General features: G+C 58.5%; 20 protein-coding genes and 2 pseudogenes. 9 read left to right on the plus strand and 13 right to left on the minus strand.

Annotation, left to right across the window (positions count from 1 at the left end; genetic code table 11):
• Positions 1–207 precede the first annotated feature (207 nt).
• Positions 208–510, plus strand: a complete 303-nt coding sequence (locus tag LB533_RS13590; RefSeq protein ID WP_224677344.1) for a DUF1236 domain-containing protein — start codon at positions 208–210, stop codon at positions 508–510.
• On the opposite strand, the gene LB533_RS29850 is transcribed toward LB533_RS13590, so the two are convergent.
• The 3 genes from LB533_RS29850 to LB533_RS13595 form a co-directional block, all read right to left on the minus strand.
• Positions 507–629 (minus strand): hypothetical protein, encoded by a 123-nt coding sequence (locus tag LB533_RS29850; protein WP_263487495.1) that lies wholly within the window; start codon positions 627–629, stop codon positions 507–509. The genes LB533_RS13590 and LB533_RS29850 overlap by 4 nt on opposite strands.
• Before the next feature lie 396 nt (positions 630–1,025).
• A complete protein-coding gene (locus tag LB533_RS30110; RefSeq protein ID WP_411970883.1) occupies positions 1,026–1,268 on the minus strand; it encodes a DUF6894 family protein in 243 nt (80 codons plus the stop codon).
• Between the two features lie 39 nt (positions 1,269–1,307).
• Positions 1,308–1,667, minus strand: coding sequence for a hypothetical protein (locus tag LB533_RS13595; RefSeq protein WP_224677345.1), 360 nt, complete (start codon positions 1,665–1,667; stop codon positions 1,308–1,310).
• A 313-nt stretch (positions 1,668–1,980) separates the two neighbouring features.
• Here LB533_RS13595 and LB533_RS13600 point away from each other — a divergent pair, with 313 nt between their 5' ends.
• Complete coding sequence (locus LB533_RS13600; protein WP_224677346.1) at positions 1,981–2,307, plus strand: low affinity iron permease family protein; 327 nt, start codon at positions 1,981–1,983, stop codon at positions 2,305–2,307.
• Position 2,308: 1 nt separating this feature from the next.
• A complete protein-coding gene (locus LB533_RS13605) occupies positions 2,309–3,652 on the plus strand; it encodes a phospholipase D-like domain-containing protein (protein ID WP_224677347.1) in 1,344 nt (447 codons plus the stop codon).
• A 1,124-nt stretch (positions 3,653–4,776) separates the two neighbouring features.
• Here the strand turns inward: LB533_RS13605 and LB533_RS13610 are convergent.
• The 4 genes and pseudogenes from LB533_RS13610 to LB533_RS13625 form a co-directional block, all read right to left on the minus strand.
• Positions 4,777–5,094 carry a DUF3883 domain-containing protein gene (locus LB533_RS13610; protein WP_224677348.1) on the minus strand — a complete coding sequence of 106 codons (318 nt, stop codon included), beginning with the start codon at positions 5,092–5,094 and terminating at the stop codon, positions 4,777–4,779.
• 59 nt (positions 5,095–5,153) lie between these two features.
• Positions 5,154–5,380: pseudogene (locus LB533_RS13615) on the minus strand (type II toxin-antitoxin system VapC family toxin); the annotation flags it as partial.
• Positions 5,380–5,586, minus strand: a complete 207-nt coding sequence (locus tag LB533_RS13620) for a type II toxin-antitoxin system Phd/YefM family antitoxin (RefSeq protein WP_224677349.1) — start codon at positions 5,584–5,586, stop codon at positions 5,380–5,382. The gene LB533_RS13620 and the pseudogene LB533_RS13615, both read right to left, overlap by 1 nt.
• A 671-nt stretch (positions 5,587–6,257) precedes the next feature.
• Entirely contained in the window at positions 6,258–6,476 is a 219-nt protein-coding gene (locus LB533_RS13625; RefSeq protein WP_224677350.1) for a c-type cytochrome, read from the minus strand.
• 165 nt (positions 6,477–6,641) lie between these two features.
• Here LB533_RS13625 and LB533_RS13630 point away from each other — a divergent pair, with 165 nt between their 5' ends.
• Together LB533_RS13630 and LB533_RS13635 are read left to right on the plus strand one after the other, a co-directional pair.
• Complete coding sequence (locus LB533_RS13630; protein WP_224557377.1) at positions 6,642–7,400, plus strand: Crp/Fnr family transcriptional regulator; 759 nt, start codon at positions 6,642–6,644, stop codon at positions 7,398–7,400.
• A gap of 198 nt (positions 7,401–7,598) precedes the next feature.
• Positions 7,599–7,800: pseudogene (locus LB533_RS13635) on the plus strand (CsbD family protein).
• Positions 7,801–8,441: 641 nt separating this feature from the next.
• Here LB533_RS13635 and LB533_RS13640 read toward each other — a convergent pair.
• On the minus strand, positions 8,442–8,747 hold the full coding sequence (locus LB533_RS13640; RefSeq protein WP_140642176.1) for a hypothetical protein: 306 nt from the start codon (positions 8,745–8,747) through the stop codon (positions 8,442–8,444).
• Positions 8,748–9,052: 305 nt separating this feature from the next.
• Here LB533_RS13640 and LB533_RS13645 point away from each other — a divergent pair, with 305 nt between their 5' ends.
• Entirely contained in the window at positions 9,053–9,994 is a 942-nt protein-coding gene (locus tag LB533_RS13645; RefSeq protein WP_224677351.1) for an NAD(P)/FAD-dependent oxidoreductase, read from the plus strand.
• A 14-nt stretch (positions 9,995–10,008) separates the two neighbouring features.
• Here the strand turns inward: LB533_RS13645 and LB533_RS13650 are convergent, their stop codons facing one another.
• Positions 10,009–10,269, minus strand: a complete 261-nt coding sequence (locus LB533_RS13650) for a hypothetical protein (protein ID WP_224677657.1) — start codon at positions 10,267–10,269, stop codon at positions 10,009–10,011.
• On the opposite strand from LB533_RS13650, the gene LB533_RS13655 reads away from it, so the two are divergent.
• Complete coding sequence (locus tag LB533_RS13655; RefSeq protein WP_224677640.1) at positions 10,189–10,368, plus strand: helix-turn-helix domain-containing protein; 180 nt, start codon at positions 10,189–10,191, stop codon at positions 10,366–10,368. The two genes, LB533_RS13650 and LB533_RS13655, sit on opposite strands and share 81 nt — an antisense overlap.
• A gap of 122 nt (positions 10,369–10,490) precedes the next feature.
• Entirely contained in the window at positions 10,491–10,934 is a 444-nt protein-coding gene (locus LB533_RS30115) for an IS30 family transposase (RefSeq protein ID WP_411970884.1), read from the plus strand.
• A 1,122-nt stretch (positions 10,935–12,056) separates the two neighbouring features.
• On the opposite strand, the gene LB533_RS13665 is transcribed toward LB533_RS30115, so the two are convergent.
• The 4 genes from LB533_RS13665 to LB533_RS13680 form a co-directional block, all read right to left on the minus strand.
• Entirely contained in the window at positions 12,057–12,920 is an 864-nt protein-coding gene (locus tag LB533_RS13665) for a hypothetical protein (RefSeq protein ID WP_224677352.1), read from the minus strand.
• Positions 12,917–13,312, minus strand: a complete 396-nt coding sequence (locus LB533_RS13670) for a phage holin family protein (RefSeq protein WP_224677353.1) — start codon at positions 13,310–13,312, stop codon at positions 12,917–12,919. Before LB533_RS13670 ends, LB533_RS13665 begins: the two co-directional genes overlap by 4 nt.
• Complete coding sequence (locus tag LB533_RS13675) at positions 13,309–13,896, minus strand: hypothetical protein (protein ID WP_181169452.1); 588 nt, start codon at positions 13,894–13,896, stop codon at positions 13,309–13,311. The genes LB533_RS13670 and LB533_RS13675 overlap by 4 nt, the downstream gene beginning before the upstream one ends.
• A 1,079-nt stretch (positions 13,897–14,975) precedes the next feature.
• Complete coding sequence (locus LB533_RS13680) at positions 14,976–15,143, minus strand: hypothetical protein (protein WP_224677354.1); 168 nt, start codon at positions 15,141–15,143, stop codon at positions 14,976–14,978.
• Positions 15,144–15,471: 328 nt separating this feature from the next.
• Between LB533_RS13680 and LB533_RS13685 the strand changes: the two genes are divergently transcribed.
• Positions 15,472–15,774 carry a hypothetical protein gene (locus LB533_RS13685; protein WP_224677355.1) on the plus strand — a complete coding sequence of 101 codons (303 nt, stop codon included), beginning with the start codon at positions 15,472–15,474 and terminating at the stop codon, positions 15,772–15,774.
• Positions 15,775–15,972 lie beyond the last annotated feature (198 nt).

The raw sequence follows: 15,972 nt of genomic DNA on the forward strand, positions 1-15,972 counted from the left end.
GTCTCGCCGTTCGGGCTGCTTTCCACTCCGGCGCCGTTCCTCAGATCGACGATGGGCCTCGTGCCTCTCAGCTTCGACGCCGATCGGCCGCGGCTCTTTCTCAGCCGGTGTCAGACTGAAGTCCTGTCAGAGGAACGTTTCTGATTTCCTCACGTTCAGCTTAGGGTCGAGGCATCCTGCGCTCAGCCCACAAAGAGGAAATAAATCATGAGAATACATGTCACTGGCGCCACTGCCGCGTTGTTGCTGGTTGCTGGAATCGGCGTTGCCGCTGCGCAGGACGTTGTCGTTGTCCAGCCAGAGCAGGAGACAGTTGTCCGCGAATATGTGAAAAAGCAGCCCTTGGCCTCGATCAACCTGTTGGGCGTGGAGCTTAAGCTGGGCTCATCAGTGCCGGACAAAGTTGAACTGCGCGAAGTTCCTAACGTCAAATACCGGGTAGCGGTGATTAATGATCAGACCGTGCTTGTCGATCCAGATACCCATCAGATCGTCGACGTCTTACACTAGCGATAAAAGCCGGTTGTATAGGCGGCCTGCGCTTCGACCCAGCCCGCCATTTTTATCTGCGCGGCTCGAAATTGGCACGCAAGATCCGCTGGTTCGAACGGCTGATCGGCCATAGTCATTCACTGCTCCAAGACGGAGCCGAATGCCGTCTGTGCAGCGACTACAATGTCGGCTCGAGCCCGATCGATGCCGTGGTTCCGGCGCGTTGGCTGGGATACGCAATCTACTTTCCAGAAGTCGACAGGCCTATGCCGAGATGCTTGTGAATGGCTGGATTGACTCTGTGCGACGGATCCACCCAGAGAAAGGCGTTTATGCCTATTGGAACTTTTCCTTTAGGGGCGGCTACAATCGCAGCTCACGCCTGCGGATGGATCACGTTGTTGTCACCCCTCACTCTCCAACAACCTCCGCGGTGCCGGTGTTGATCTCGCAGTCCGGCTTAGAAAAAGCCGAGTGATCACGCACCAACTGGGCCGAGCTGAATTGACGGCAACAGCGAAACTCGGTGGGCGCTACGGCGGCTGAGGCTCTCTCAGCCTGACCGCATTACACCAGGTTCGTCGTCGACCGGCTGACCATCGGCTGCTGGCGTGGACACCAGATCCTGAAACCCGATCGTCAGAAACCAGATAGCCGGCTTCATCATAGATCTTGGTCACCCAGCATGTCGGATCCATACCTGCGGCAATCCCGTCGAGCATCGCTTCCTGCGCCGCTCTTTTCGCCTCCGCCTGGGCGGCAGCAAGGTTTTCCATTTCGCCTGAATTGCGGGTTGCGCCGTGATCTCTATGAATTCAAAGCGGGATTTCGGCATTCGTATCTCCACGGTCTGATTCGGACGACGTCGCGACAGCCGGTTCCTCACGACTATCGTTGTCTGAGCCATCTTCCCCGAGCACGGTCTCGGCGATGTACTCCTTAAGGTCGCCGACTTCGTCGTTGATCTCGTCGGCCAGTATCCCTTCGCTTTCGGCATCGGAGATACATTGATCCGCCATCCTCTCGGCAGCTATTTCGGTTGGCACTGCGGCGGGCACTTTGACCTTGTGCTCCTCGATCCATTCCTCGACGAAATGTGCCGTTTTATTCACGAGGATTTCAGCGTCTTGCGCTGTAGCCGTTTCGGCGTGAGGAACGGCCGGTTTGGAGTCCATGGGAGCACCACCTTCAATGATCCATCTCTCAACGCGGATTTCGCACGAAGGATGCAACGCTTTGTCGAAACGCGGCTGGTCCAGGCCATCGCCCGACCGGCTTGCTTGGTCGATTTGAAAAGCGGTCGTTTGTTGCTTCCGACAAGGTGAGATGGGAAGGCGCCCAGGCAGTGTTAAATGATGATACGACGCCGCGTCGATGGAACATCCGGTGCGGCCACTGCGGGGGCGAGGGCCCGCGCTGGGCTCGCCCGCATGCGTTGCAGTGCTTGCCAGAGGGGGAACCTGCGTCAGGCTCGAAAGTTCTTGCGTGATGGCAAATCACCCGATCACGAGTGTGCTCACCTCAATCGGCACGCTGACCTCTCGCCCCGCGGCATTCCTGGTGCTGCTAGCTTACGCGGCCCTTTGGTTAGTTTTCGATCGGGAAAGTTTGAATTGGCACGGGGCGGCTACCCTCTTCACTTGGGCTATGACGCTGTTCATTCAAAGAGCAGAGCACCGCGACACTCAAGCGATCCATGCCAAACTGGATGAGATGTTGCGAGCAAATAGCTCGGCGTCGAACATCACGCGAATTGACAAGGAAGAACCTGAGGAAATCGAAAACCATCGCAACCATAAACAGCAAGGCGATTGACGTGAGCCTTTCCGATTTCGTGGCGTTCCTTGCTGGCGCCAAGCCGGTAAGGTTTGGCCAAAAGCTGGACCATCTATTGCCGTACCTCAGATACGCAGCCGCCGCGCTTATCGCCAGTCTGATCACCGTGCTGGCCATAAACTTAGCGCCTGAGCCACGCATCTTGCGAACGCTTGTCCCGCACCGTTTCGACGCGTCGGATCCCGAATTTGTAAGGAGCATGAGCAGTTATTCGCAAGGACAGCTGTTCGATTCAAACTCGGTACAAACCCTTGTCAACGGAGATGAGACCTTTCCTTCAATGCTGCAGGCGATCCATGCGGCTCGCTCTACAATCGATTTCGAGACCTATATCTATTGGTCGGGCGTCGTCGGTTATGAATTCGCGACCGCCTTGGCAGCCAAAGCCCGAGACGGTGTCGAGGTCCGTGTGCTCGTTGACTGGGTCGGCAGCCTGCCGTTCGATGAAGACCTGATCGAGATCATGACAAGCGCCGGCGTGCGGTTTCAGCGCTATAGACCTATCCATTGGTATACGTTGGATCGTATAAACAATCGGACCCATCGCAAGCTGCTCATCGTTGACGGACGGGTCGCGTTTACCGGCGGCGTCGGTATTGCCGATAACTGGCTTGGAGACGCCCGCAACCCAGATGAGTGGCGCGACACGCACTACCAAGTCAAAGGACCCGCAGTCTCTGCCTTTCAGGCAGCGTTCGCCGAAAACTGGTTGGAGACGGCCGGTGAGACATTGCAGGGTGAAAAGTTCTACCCGCCACCCGAGCCAGCAGGAGCGCTTGGTGCTCAGCTGATCCTTTCTTCGCAGCCAAACGGCTCGGAGAACATGGAACTGATGATGCTGGCGGCGATGGCTGCCGCCAAGGATCATCTTCGCATAGGAATGGCCTATTTCGTGCCTGACGATATTGCCCTTCAGCAGATCTTGGACGCCAGGAAGCGTGGGGTGGCAGTCGATGTGATCGTGCCCAATCGCCTCACGGACGTGCCACTGGTTCGAAAAGGCTCACGATACTTCTGGGGCGACCTACTCAAAGCCGGGGTTCGGATCTTCGAGTTTCAGCCAACGATGTATCATCCCAAACTCCTGATCGTTGACGACGTCTGGACGAGCTTTGGTTCTGCCAACCTGGACGAGCGCTCTTTGCGCCTGAACGATGAAGCCACGCTAAACGTCTACGGCCAGGATTTTGCCAAAACGCAGATCGACCTGTTCAACCAAGATCTTGCGCGATCAAGGCAGATCAGTTTGAGCGAATGGGAAGCGCGTCCCCTCGCAGAAAAGGTAACGGACTGGCTGGCCAGCAGGCTGCACTCGCAACTTTAGTGCTTTGTGGAAGGTGCTGAGGGCGAGCGCCGCCTAGTCGGGGCCTGCCGCGGCTATCGAATGGCTAACATGCTATGGTTCCCCGGAAATGGGAGCTGCCGTGTAAAGCCAAACGCCCGGCCAAATATTCGCGCGCAAGTTCATCGGCCGATGCAATTTAGCCTCCGTCTTTTTTGCGTGAGCGCAACGCCTTGGCTGGACCCAAGCCGCCCAGTGGCGGTGGGCCCCCGAGGAATTATCAAGTTGTTTATTCAGATCAGCTTGGGGTGGCCAGGGCCGGGCGATCAAAGGCAATGGCATGTCTTAATCAGGAAGAATACTCCAACGGCGTAAGGCAGTACCAAAAGACCCAAGGCTATCCAGAAACCGGGTTCGGCCATTGCGCTCAGATCTGAGAGAAGTTGTTTCATGTGGCCCTCCGCGTACTGAGGATCGGGCGGTTGCCTTGAGGAAAAGAGCCCGCCCCTGAGGGAGGAGGAGGAGCGGGCTCTTGGCTGGGCCCTGCGACCCAGCAGCACGGCGCGTTAACTTGCACTGCGCCGGCTTCTGTACGAAACCGCAGCTGGCCAGCTTTGTTCCACATAAGAGCCCGTCGAAGTATGCGAGCCTATCCTGCCATCGGGCAGGTTCCTCCGTCCTTGCGCGGCAGAACTATCCCACGGCAGCAAGCGCACGGGGAACAGGTGGTTGACCGGCCCTGAAAGCGTCCGGTCTGGCGGCGGAGATGGCCTTTCTTCTCAGCCATCTACAAATATTCCGTACGATCATCATCGTTTGGCGCTGTCACTGTCGGCCACGCCACGAGACAGGAACGTCTGCGTCGTCTGGCCAAGCCGAAGGGGACGTTGCGGGGTCTCCCCGCAGGGGATCCTTTCCCCTGCCGGCCTGCGTGCGCAACCGGTCATCCAACCCAACAGTGCAACCCGCTCACACCGCCTCCGCGCCCGCCTGTGTGGTTACAGCAGCTACCACGTCTTCGCCCCGAAAGCCGACAGACGGCTCACGGCCCACTGTATGAAGTTCGCCTGATAGCTGGTCGCCATCAGCGACACATTTGCCTCCAGCGGCGGCAGTAATTCGAACGCCTTCGGCTCCCGCGCAAAATTCCACCACCGCACTAGCGGTTAATCACTGCGCCGCTCCTCCGCAACGGCCAGCTCATTGCGCGTGATGTGAAACAGCGTCCGCTCCCATCCATTGGTCGTCTTCACCTCAATCAGCCGATTGCTGCCGTTGGTGGCGAAGCTCAGAATGTCATAACCGGCACCGTCATCATCCAGGTGCGACACCACCCAGCGGGTGCGCTCGGCGAGAACGGTTCGGCCGGCGGCAAGCAGACGGGCACGCTCATGCGCTACGACGCGCTCCTGGCCAGCACGGCCCAGAGCCCGATTGCGGGCATCACGCTCAGCCACTTCGTACTTCCGGGCGATGGCGGTCATCTGCTCAAGTTCTTTGGGCGGCGGCGCGTTGCTGTGCGTCGGGGGTGAGCCGATCCACAGCTCTCGGCGACGAGCTTGTTGAACATGGCGAGCGCCGCCGCGCGTGGCTCCAGGCTGATCTGTCCGGTCCGCAGCTTGATCGCTATGGCCGACGACATCACCGTGACCGTCCAGTCGCTGATCAGAAGCTGCGCGGGTCCTGCTCCGCAAGCCAGGCCTGAACCCGCAGCGTCATCGCTTCGTTGGAGAGCGCCGCGACGAGCAGCGACGTGTCGAGATAGAGAATCAATAGCGATCGCCATCCCGCATCGACCGCACGAGATCGGCGGCACTCTGAGGCTGGGGCGGCATCGCTGCCGTCAGCGATTGAAGCAGCGCGGCATCGATCGGCTTGCGCGGCTTGGCGACGGCGATGAGCCGCGCGACCGGCTTGCCCCGACGAGTGATGTCGATCGAATCGCCCGCTTCGCCTCTAGACCGGAGGCAGTCCAAGCCATCCAGATTGCGCGTTCGGAAGGAACGTCCCTGACCGCTCGCAAGCACGGCGCTCGCGAGCCTTTCAGGAGACGTAGCATGATACTCCAACAAACTTCCTGCCACTCAAGGACGGGTCCTCGACCCTGGATTGGATGCGGATCCAGATGTCCGGCGATGGCATTCAACGGCATTTTTTCCCATCGTCACACCGGTTAGCACCGCACGGGTGCATCTGGGCGACGTGGGGATTGAGCATCAGAGCCAACTCTGGTCGCACTCACCGGACGAAGTCCCGCAACTGATCGATGGGTTTTGGGGCCAGAGGCGGCATTGCCGATAGCCACCATCGGTCCTGGCAAGGACGCCCAGTTCGGCACGAAGAGCAAAGCGGGAAGGGAAGAAGGCGCGGGGGCGAGCGTAAGATCGGGTTCCGGCCGCGCATCGAGAAACCGCCGAGCGTCGAGTGGCTGCATACCACCGAGCTAAGCTTGGACGAGTCCTACAATCGGTCGATCGACAATGAAGGATCACGGGTCTGATCGCGAGCATCGCCGGCGCTCTCTCTGCGGTTCGACCAATTTGCGTCCTGATCGTTCGCTTCTGCCTGGCCGTGTTCTTCTTCCTGGCGGTCGTCATGGATAAGATCCGGGGGCGCGGCCTGTGGTCACGGCGCGGCGAGGGCTAGATCATCGCAGTGGATATAAATAGGCGGTGATGTCACGCGCTTGCTGCTCGGTGATGCCGGTGGAGGGCATGGCGGTGTGCGGATTGATGTCCCTTGCTGACCGTATCCAGCGGATCATGTTCTCCGGATTGTTAGCCAGCACGCCGCCAACGCCTTGCATATGAGCTATGGCGAGTGGTTTGCATATGAATTGCCGCCAATCGAGACAGTCGCGGAACATACCGCTTGGTCGTGGGTTTACCACAAAGCTCACCAGGAACGAGATTTATGAGGCCCGACGCTCTACGGATGTCGGAAGTGATCAATCCCTGAATACGAGGTAGTCGCACCCGGTTCGGCCAGACCTGATCTTTTCTGAGCGGCTCTCGCCATTGAGGAGGTTTGCTTGCCCGGTAAGACGACACTGCCGACCAGATCAGTTACCGACATTTCCGCCTTGTTCAAAGTGCTGGAGCGGCGAGACGATATCACACCCGGAGATCGAGCAATACTTGAGGACGGTCCCTGGCGGACACGTGACTACGAGGTCGGCGACGAGATCGTCGCGGAGCACTCCGAGCCCAAGGAGAGTTGCGTTATTGTCGCGGGGATCACCGGACGAACCGTCACCTTTGCCGACGGCCGCCGCCAGATAACGGCTCTCCATATTCCTGGCGACTTCGTGGATCTGCACGCATTCCTGTTGCACGTGATGGACCACAATGTAGTTGCACTTGCGCCGGCACGCATGGCGTTCATCGGACATGATACGCTTCGTCGGATCACCGACAGCCATCAGCACCTGTTCCGCGTGCTGTCGACCGTATTGGCGGTGGACGCCGCCATTCAGAGGGTGTGGATCGCCTGCCTCGGGCGCCGGTCCGCGGGGGCCCATCTGGCGCATCTCATTTGTGAGATGTTCCTGCGCATGGAGGTTGTCGGAATGACCCGCGGCTGGTCGTTCGAATTTCCGGTCACTCAGAGCATGCTGGCCGATACTATCGGCCTCTCTATCGTCCATCTCAATCGAACGCTGATGGAATTGCGCCGCGCGGACCTCATCACCTGGGAACGCAAGGTAGTGACTATCACGAACTGGGACCGCTTGGCTCGAGCCGCCGAGTTCGATGACACTTACCTCAATCTTCGCAAGGAGCCCCGATAGCAACGCTCTTACGCGTGCTTGGTCGCCGTCGGCGGTACCAATGATGGCCCAAGCATCGCGCCGGCGCGGCACGCCCGCTTTTGCCGAATGGGCGGTCATGAAGTAACCGACCGAGCGCGTTTCTTCATAATTCAGGGCAGGAGCCTTCGTACCCTCTTGTCGTTCTTGATGCTGGCCAACCACGACAGGACAGTCACCATGGACTGGAATCGCGTCGAAGGAAACTGGAAGCAATTCAAGGGCAAGGTGAAGGATCAATGGGGCAAAACTCACCTATGACGACCTTGATCGAATCGCAGGAAAACGCGACCAGCTGGAAGGCGTCATACAAGAGCGCTACGGTATCGAAAGAGATCGCGTTCGCCAGGACGTTGACGACTGGTACAACCGCCAGAGCTAGAATCGAAGGCCAGAGGCTTGCCGCGTCACGCGGTCGCTGCAAGCCTCTCCGTTCGACGGGCGTGGGCCGAGCAACACCCGAGCGCTCATTTGCAAAGCGGCGCGGATAGACAAAGCGGCACCGATCTTGGGGCGACCAGCCCCGGTCGTAAGTCGGCGAAGAGGCGCAGCCAGCCTGCGGCGTCGACAAGCCTGGAGGGCAAGGCTGCTCGTCGGGCGGCTACAACTTGACGTACTTCAGAAAACGCCTTTTCTGAACAAGGCTATCCGCACTAATCCGCAGCCGCGGGGTTCCAGGGCGGTTTTCAAGCACCCCCGTCCTTTCCGTTGCCAACTAATCGTGGTCGCGAACTTCTCTCCGCGATGAGGAACGATAAGCCCTGTTGATCCTGCTCTATCTCGGCGAGGGAGAGATGACGTGAAGGATCCCGTTTCCAGGGTTCGCAATAAGCCGGTGACGCGACGCCTGAGTTGCATGCCGGGAGAAGCGAGCCTTGGCGAAGGCAGTCCGGAATGCGGCAAACGCCTCGGTTGGCACGTCCTCGAATTCGTAGCGTCTCCCGCTGGACACGAACCGGACTGAAGGGTTCTGCGGCCGGGTCGTAGACTGATTGTGTATCGAGAAGGATGGCATGACGAGACCTAGACGAGCTCCATCAACATATATCGAATGACAACTTGATGCTGGCGGAAGCGCCGCTCGAGTTCGGCTCGGCAGTTGCGCCATTCTTGTAGATCGATTTTTCCGGTCATCACCTCGAATACTACGATGTCGTCGTCCCTGGAATGTTCGCCCTGCCGCCACAGCCCCTCGGCAGGCGCCTGCAGGTAGGCCGTCACGCCGTCAAATCGGCAAGCCAGATCTTCCTTTATGCGGTCAAAATCCTGTTTGGGAAACGGCTCTCCGGAATTGTCCGCGCGGGGCAGCAAGATCTGGAAGAGGTACATGGCGGCGTCTCAATTGATTTTCGATCAACGGTGGAGATACCGACACGTTCCCAGATGCGGGTTGCTATTTATTGCCGCCTGTGCAGGCAGAATCCCAACGCCGCGTGCGACGGCAGGGCACGTGGAGGATCGGGCCCTTTGTTTCGGCGCGCACAGGGAATGCAATCTCTGGTCAGTATAAAACATTCCTTGCTGTCTCCATTGGAGACCGACGGACCGCCAACAAGAATATTTCTTCCGCTCTGACGAAATATCAGGGCGCCTCCGCGCACAAGGTAGATCGAGCCGGCTTTTGTCGGGGAACATTGAACCAGTTGCGTCGTTGGGCGCGAATGTCCGCTTTAAAGTCGAACGAGCCTTTTGACGTCGCGATCGTCGGCGGTGGTCCGGCTGGGTTGGCGGCGGCTGTTTACCTGGGAAGGTTTCGCCGCAGCGTCGTAGTATTCGACGCGGATGACGGCCGCGCGAAATTGATTGTGAAAAGTCACAACTGTCCGGGTTTTCCCGACGGAATTGGAGGCGAGGATCTCCTGCGGCGCCTCACCGCGCAAGCTGCTATGTACGGCGCTGTTCTGAGGCGGGAGCGGGTCGTGGCGATTAACCCAGTCGAAGCCGGGTTCGTCGTTTATGCTGCCAATGAAGCGTACCCGACACGCCAGGTAATACTTGCGACAGGAGTTACCGACATCACGCCCGATGTACCACATATACGCGAAGGAATCGCCAAGGGCACCATTCGCCTGTGCCCGGTGTGCGACGGTTATGAGGTGATAGACAAGGCCGTTGCCGTGATGGGCCCCGAGGAGAGCGCGATGAGGGAGGCGTTATTCCTGAAGCAATACACGCCCAACGTCACGGTCCTGGCTAGCCGTCCCGAAGGTCTATCTGCCAATGCGCGGAGGCGAGCGGCTGCTTTCAAGGCAGGAATTTTGGACAATGCAAATAGCCTCCTTCCAATGGACAGTGGATACGAGGTACTTCTGGAGAACGGCCGCAAACAACTCTTCGAAGTGATCTATATCGCGATGGGCTGTGTCGTACGATCCGAACTAGCTACATACCTGGGGGCCGACTGCTCAGAAGACGGCTATGTTCGAGTTGACGCGCATCAGCGCACAAGCGCGGAAGGTGTCTCCGCCATTGGAGATGTGGTGAAGGCGCTGAATCAGATTGCGGTCGGTTTCGGCCATGCCGCGGTCGCCGCTAGCGACATTCACAATCAGTTACTGCGTCAGGACCCCAGATAATTAATCAGCTTGCGTCATGACACCTTGGCTGGAATTTGAACAGGAACGTTGCTAATCGCAGTTTTCTCAGAGAGACGTATCAGCTCCAGCATCTCAACTAAGCCTCTGCTTTTAAAGAGATTTCCACCAGTTCCATAAGATAGATTCTGCGACTTGTGGATATTGCCGCAAAACGCACCTACTCCCCGATCGATTTGGATGAACGCCGCAAGATCGAGCGCTCGCACCATGCTGGCGTCAGTGTCGATGCGATTGCTGAGAAACTCGGCCGCCACCGCTCGACGATTTTCCGCAGATCGCGCGGAATAAGTTCCGGAGAGCCGCGCCCGACGCCGGCCGAGGCACGTAAAGCGGCGTCATGGCCGTCGATTTAGCCCGGAATTGAGCATTTTGCATCGTCCGAACATCGTCCGCGACAGAAAGCAGCTCGGACACGCGATCTGATCCAGTTCGCAAGAAATTCGGCAAAGCGAACGTCACTTCGCTGGTGGAACGGGTGAGCCGCTTCACGGTCTTCCTGCGCAACAACGACCGACAGTCGCGCGCGATCATGGATGGCTTGATCGACGTGCTTGGTCCACTTCCCCATTCGGCCCGCCCATCGATCACCTTCGACCGCGGCACCGAGTTCACAGACTGGCCCTACCTTCCGGCCGGTCTCGGCGGTCAGACATGGTTCTGCGACCCGCAGGCGCCTTGGCAGACAGGCACGGTGGAAAACACCAACCGCCGCACTCGCAAATGGCTTCCGCGAGACATCGATCCGTTGTCGATAGAGCATCGAGACCTGCACCAGGTGTGCGCCCATCTCACTGTCGCATTTCTAACTTGCTGCCCCCCTTGGAACGGCGAATGCGACATTTCTACTTTGCAGAGCGTGCGACATTTCCATATCGCCGCCACAGTGGATGTAGCGGCTATATACAGATGCGATATTTGAGCAATTGGAGCGCCTATGCCGGTCGCAGTCAATCGGCGCGAGGTTCCACCTGACATATCGACCGCATCAAATCCGCTAGAAGATCTTGACGCTCGCATCCTTGCAATTGCTTCGACGCCTCGGAGCGGACGGATCAATTCACTTTCCAAAGGCCGGCACGGAAGCATTTCATCGTTGCAGGCGATATATGGCTCTGCGGGCCAGGGCCGGCAGAGCTGTCTCGGGAAGCGCGGGCTCTGCTAGGCCTGCCGCAGCGACATTGAACTTGCTTGCAAGTTTTTGTCCGGTGATCCCTGCTGTTCACCGGACCTATGAGGACCATCTCCTCAAAAGGATATTTCTTACTGCTGAGTAACGTCCCGTTTGCCACCTTGCCATACTGGACGCGTTGCCAATGACCTGGGCGCGGTCGCGCGATGTCATAAGCATCGCACGCCTGCGCAATATGCTGGTCGCGAACGCCGATTTCGCGAGCGATGTTGGTCATCGGCTTCAACCAGACCAGCATATGCAATTCTTTGCGACTCATCTTGACCATACCTGTTCTCTCCCCCTTTTTTGATCGGCAGCGCGACGCCGACATCACTCGGTCGGCTTTTTCTGGACGCCCTACCCGGCTGTTACCCCTCACATTGCAAATGCTACCAGCGTGTTGCCGTGGACGAAACGTCGAAGTCGCGGGACAAAGAGAATTGGCGGCCGGTGTGGCCAAAGCACGACAGCTCGGCGTCACTCTAAGCATCGTTTAGGTCTAACTCGTTGATGCCTTCCGCGACTGTCTTGTCAATACGCTCCGCGGGTCGTGGCCAAGCACCATTCGTTCTTCCCCGCCACTTGGGGTCGCAGCCCAAATCGCCACCGTAGCGCCTTTCTCAATCGATTTGCCATTTGTCTGGAGCTGGTGTCATGAGACCGCCGGCCTCGCGTTGCCGGTCGCGACGCGCGGAACCGCTATTATCGGGGCCGTGCTTTCATCGGTACAATCTCCCAGAGAACCTGTTGAGCATTAGTTGGCGCAGAACCTGACCGCGATCAGGCCGACGCTCTAGCCAATCCTTCTCTTGCGGCTAGAGACGTTACAGCATCGCGGCGTGGGCACGACTGGATACGAAAGACGCGGCTTCAGCCGTGGTCAGGCACGTCCTTAGACGGCTCCGAGTCGGAAAGCCGGTCGCGAATGGCCCGCTCGGTCTCGTCAGTGGTCGCTCTAACCAGTTCGCCAACCTGACCGACCAACGTATTTTCATTCGAACGTTGCAGGTCTGCTTCATCCTTTACCGTGTCATAGGCGTCGGCTACGACCTGCTTGGCTTGATCGAGACCTTCTTCCAAAGCGCCGGCAGCACTGTCCCGGAGCCTGTCTCGATAGCTGCCAAATTGTTCGTCCTCAAGCGCGGAATGGGGCAGCATCGCACCGATAGCGGTGCCCAGAGCAAGACCCGCAGCTGCCAAGGCCAGCGGTTCGTGCTGGAGCCAGTCTTGCGCCGATCGGGTTGCTCTCGCAGCCATGTCGCCGGCCTTGGAACTGACCTGTCCGGTCATGCTGGTCAAACGGTCGCTGGCGCCACTCGCAGCAGCGGAAGCTGCTGCGCCTGCGGCCGAAGTCATCGAACTGACCGCCTCGGACAGCTTAGTGTCCAAGCCGGTACCGTGGCCTGGCTCGCCGGGAAGTTGACTGCCCGACGGAGCCCGGTTGGGGCTTGGCTCTGAATTCCAATTATTGGCGCTGATCGCTGATGCGCCGTGCCCAAGCATGAGCCAGGCGAGCCCGGCTCCCACCAGCGTCAGCGGTAGCGGATTACCCCGCACTTGCGCCCTTAGGTTGTCAAGCATCTGCGACCCGTTACCCCCCGCGAACAGGCTAGCAAATTCATCGATTAGTTGGCCTGGGGTCATCTTGTTGCGAATGGAATCGGCCGTGTCGACGATGTTGGCTCGCGCAATGTCGGCCTCGCGTTCCAGTTCGGCAGCGGATTTCTCGTTCATCTTATCTGTTCCTTGATCAGGCGCGCGTCACGCTTCAATTGGTCCTGGGTCCGATCTGGGGTCAACTCGGCGGGAGCCATACTCGCCATGCCCTTGCGCAAAAGGACGAAGCCTAGAACGGCCACGACCACACCGACGAGGAGCGCAGACCATCCCGCGCCGAGGCCGGCACTGGCTAAGGCGATGACGAGCGCCTGCAGCAGCACGATTAGCGCCGCGAGCAGGCACAGGGCACCACCCAGAACCTCGACAGCGCCAGTCCCGGCTCTATTGACGCTCTCCGAGATTTCTGCCCGCATCAACTTGGCTTCCGTTTGCAGCAGAGTCGTCACCTGCTGTGCGAGATCGCTGACAAGCGTTGGAAGGCTACGGCTATCCTGTTCGTTGCTCATTGGTCGTGCCCCACGCTCGCGTCATCGCCGGGCTTGTCAGGGCTCGATTTCGGCCGGGCGTTGCTATCGGCAGAATTCTCCCCTTGAGATTGGTCACCCTTCCGACCAGAGCCGCTTGGCGACGAGCTCTTGATAAATCGCCCAAGCGCCAAGCCAGCCAACACCGATCCGGCGACGAGAGCACCAGAGTTTTCGCGGCCAAACGACTGCACTTCGCCGAGAACCTGCTCGAACGACTTCTCCTTCAACGAGGACGAGAGGCGCTCCAGCCCGCCTGCCGCGTCGAGAACATACTTTGATGCCCTCTGTTGGTCGCTGTTGGCCAGATGCTCGCTGGCCGCCCGTAAGGCGCCACCAAACGCCGCCAAACTTGCGCTTATGTCGCGCTGCGTTTTTTCGGCCTTGCCGGAAAGGGCATCCTTTGCTTCCGAGGCATAGTCTTCGGCTTTGCGACCCAGTTCGTCACGCGCGTCTTGGAACAATTCTTTCGCGCTTTGTGTCTCCTGTCGGACTCTGTCAGACAGGTCGCTTTTGGCCGTCTCGACATCGGCCGCCTGATGGCCGTTTTGATCCTTCCGCTGCATGATGCCTCCTAATGAAAACCAAGAAAGGAGAGGATCGCAAGCACGACGACTACGAGTCCGATGAGATAAATGACGCTGTTCATGGCGCAGCCTCCTCCGTCAGCGGCCCAACCGCATTGAGCTCGGATTGTTCCTCTGGCCCCTTCCCTTTTTTAGCTGGCCCTTAAAAACCGGCTGCAGGGACAACATTATGACTATGCCGGCTGCATCGATTTTCGTTGTCGTGCCGCCGAGAGGCGCTCGTTACGAAGACTCTCCTTGGCTGACGAGGATGGAAGCAGCCTTGGCGGCGACTTTGCCGGTGCGAATTCACCGTCGGTCAACTGATGAGGCTGGGCGACAAAGATTTCTTTCTCGATTGAACAGACAACAGACATTCATACTTTGCAGCGCTTCCCGAGGTGCTGGCGCCGTTCATGCCTGCATGAAGCCGATGCTCATGGGGGACGTCCGAATCGAATGCCAGGCTGCATCCTCACCCCAACCAACCAAACGTAAGGCTGACGAGCAGCACGGCTCCTACGATCGAAAGCGGCACCGCTAGAAGGAGCGCGGCCTCAAGAAGACGGGTTTCTTTGTCACTGAACAATGGAACCACCTCATGCATGAGCGTCCAATCAAAATGAGGGTTGAGGGTTCGCCGGCCACTTTGCAGCAGTGAGCGAACCCCTAATGGCGCAAGAAGGGACAGGATTGCGCCAATCTATGAACGTTTGCGTTTCGCACGCGGGCTCTCAGTTGACAGCTACTCCAATGACCATGAAGGTGACGGCTATGGCGAAGATGGGCCCCAGCAGCCATCGCGCTTGCCCAACACTCCTATCCATAAGCTTCCTCCCAAGTCTTGCAGGAACAAACGAGCGCGTGAGGTGTCAGTTCCGAGGGGCGAGACTGGCAGGACCATTGCTGTTTCGGCATGGACTTTAGTCCTAGGTGGCCCCACCGAAGGCCGCCCTTAAGCGCCGAACGCACTCTGGCTCAGCACCGGTCAGAAGGACAAATCATGCAGGAGAATCGGGGGTTCGGCTACCTTCCCAGGCTTCGCGCACCAGCGCCCTCAATTATTGGCTGCTCCAGATCTATTGGCTGCTCCAAATCGCGATGATTTTTTCTTCGTCGAGGATCGCTTGCGGATTGCAGTCACCGCGGCTCCCATTGAGACTGCAACAGCTTTGCTTAGGGCCGTCCAGAGAGTTATCAATCTCAATCACCAAGTCGACATCGATGTTCTTGAGCAAATCTCGCATCGGTCGATCCTTCGACACAGAACTCTTTAGCCGGCTGGAATGTTACGACGCTGAATGGCCAATTGCACCAAAGCCGTCAGAGAGGTGTTCGCGCGGCGAGCATCTCAACCCATACCCTGCATCGCTCGTGTATGGCGGCATAGAGGTTCCGAGCACCATCGCGGGCCCCTCGTGAAGATCGGTCCCACCAGCGCGACAAAGTTCGCGCGGGTCGACTTGGCCGCTTAAGTATTCGCGTTTTCCCGGCGTCGCCGCTGACTTCGGAACTATTACCCGCCCCAAGGGTTTGTGCTCCGAAGGGATGTTCAGATTGATTGAGAATTTTGCAATGAAGTTTCTGCTTTTCGGCGCGCTTGGGCTCTCTATCGCCGCTCCGGCTGTCGCGTCGGCGTCCGAGGCCGATGTCGTGATCACGACCCATCATCGCCATCAGCATCATGGCACAGTGGTTTATAATGAGGACGGCGGTCGCCTTCATCACCGTCACCACGGCCAAGTGGCCTTTTACGACAACGGTAAGCGTGCCTGGCATCGCCACCATCGTCGGCCCGACACCGTTGTCGTCGCGGGCTCGATGCACCGTCAGCATCACCGCCCGGTGGTCATCCAGCAGGACGACAGCGATTATTGATCGCCAAGCTTGACCCGGCTTTCTTGATCCTGATCTGGCAGCCGGGTCATGCTTGCGTCGCGGGACGGCCTAGGACGTTAGCCTAAAGCGTAGATGGACCCAACCCTTCTGTCCGAAGCCCTCTTTTTGTATCTGCCTGTTGTGACCACATGCCATAACAGTTGGCCGAGTACCTGGTATTCCCGGCTGTTCCACTTT

Origin of the sequence: Mesorhizobium sp. BR1-1-13 (assembly GCF_020165515.1) — a bacterium.
Lineage (GTDB): Bacteria > Pseudomonadota > Alphaproteobacteria > Rhizobiales > Rhizobiaceae > Mesorhizobium.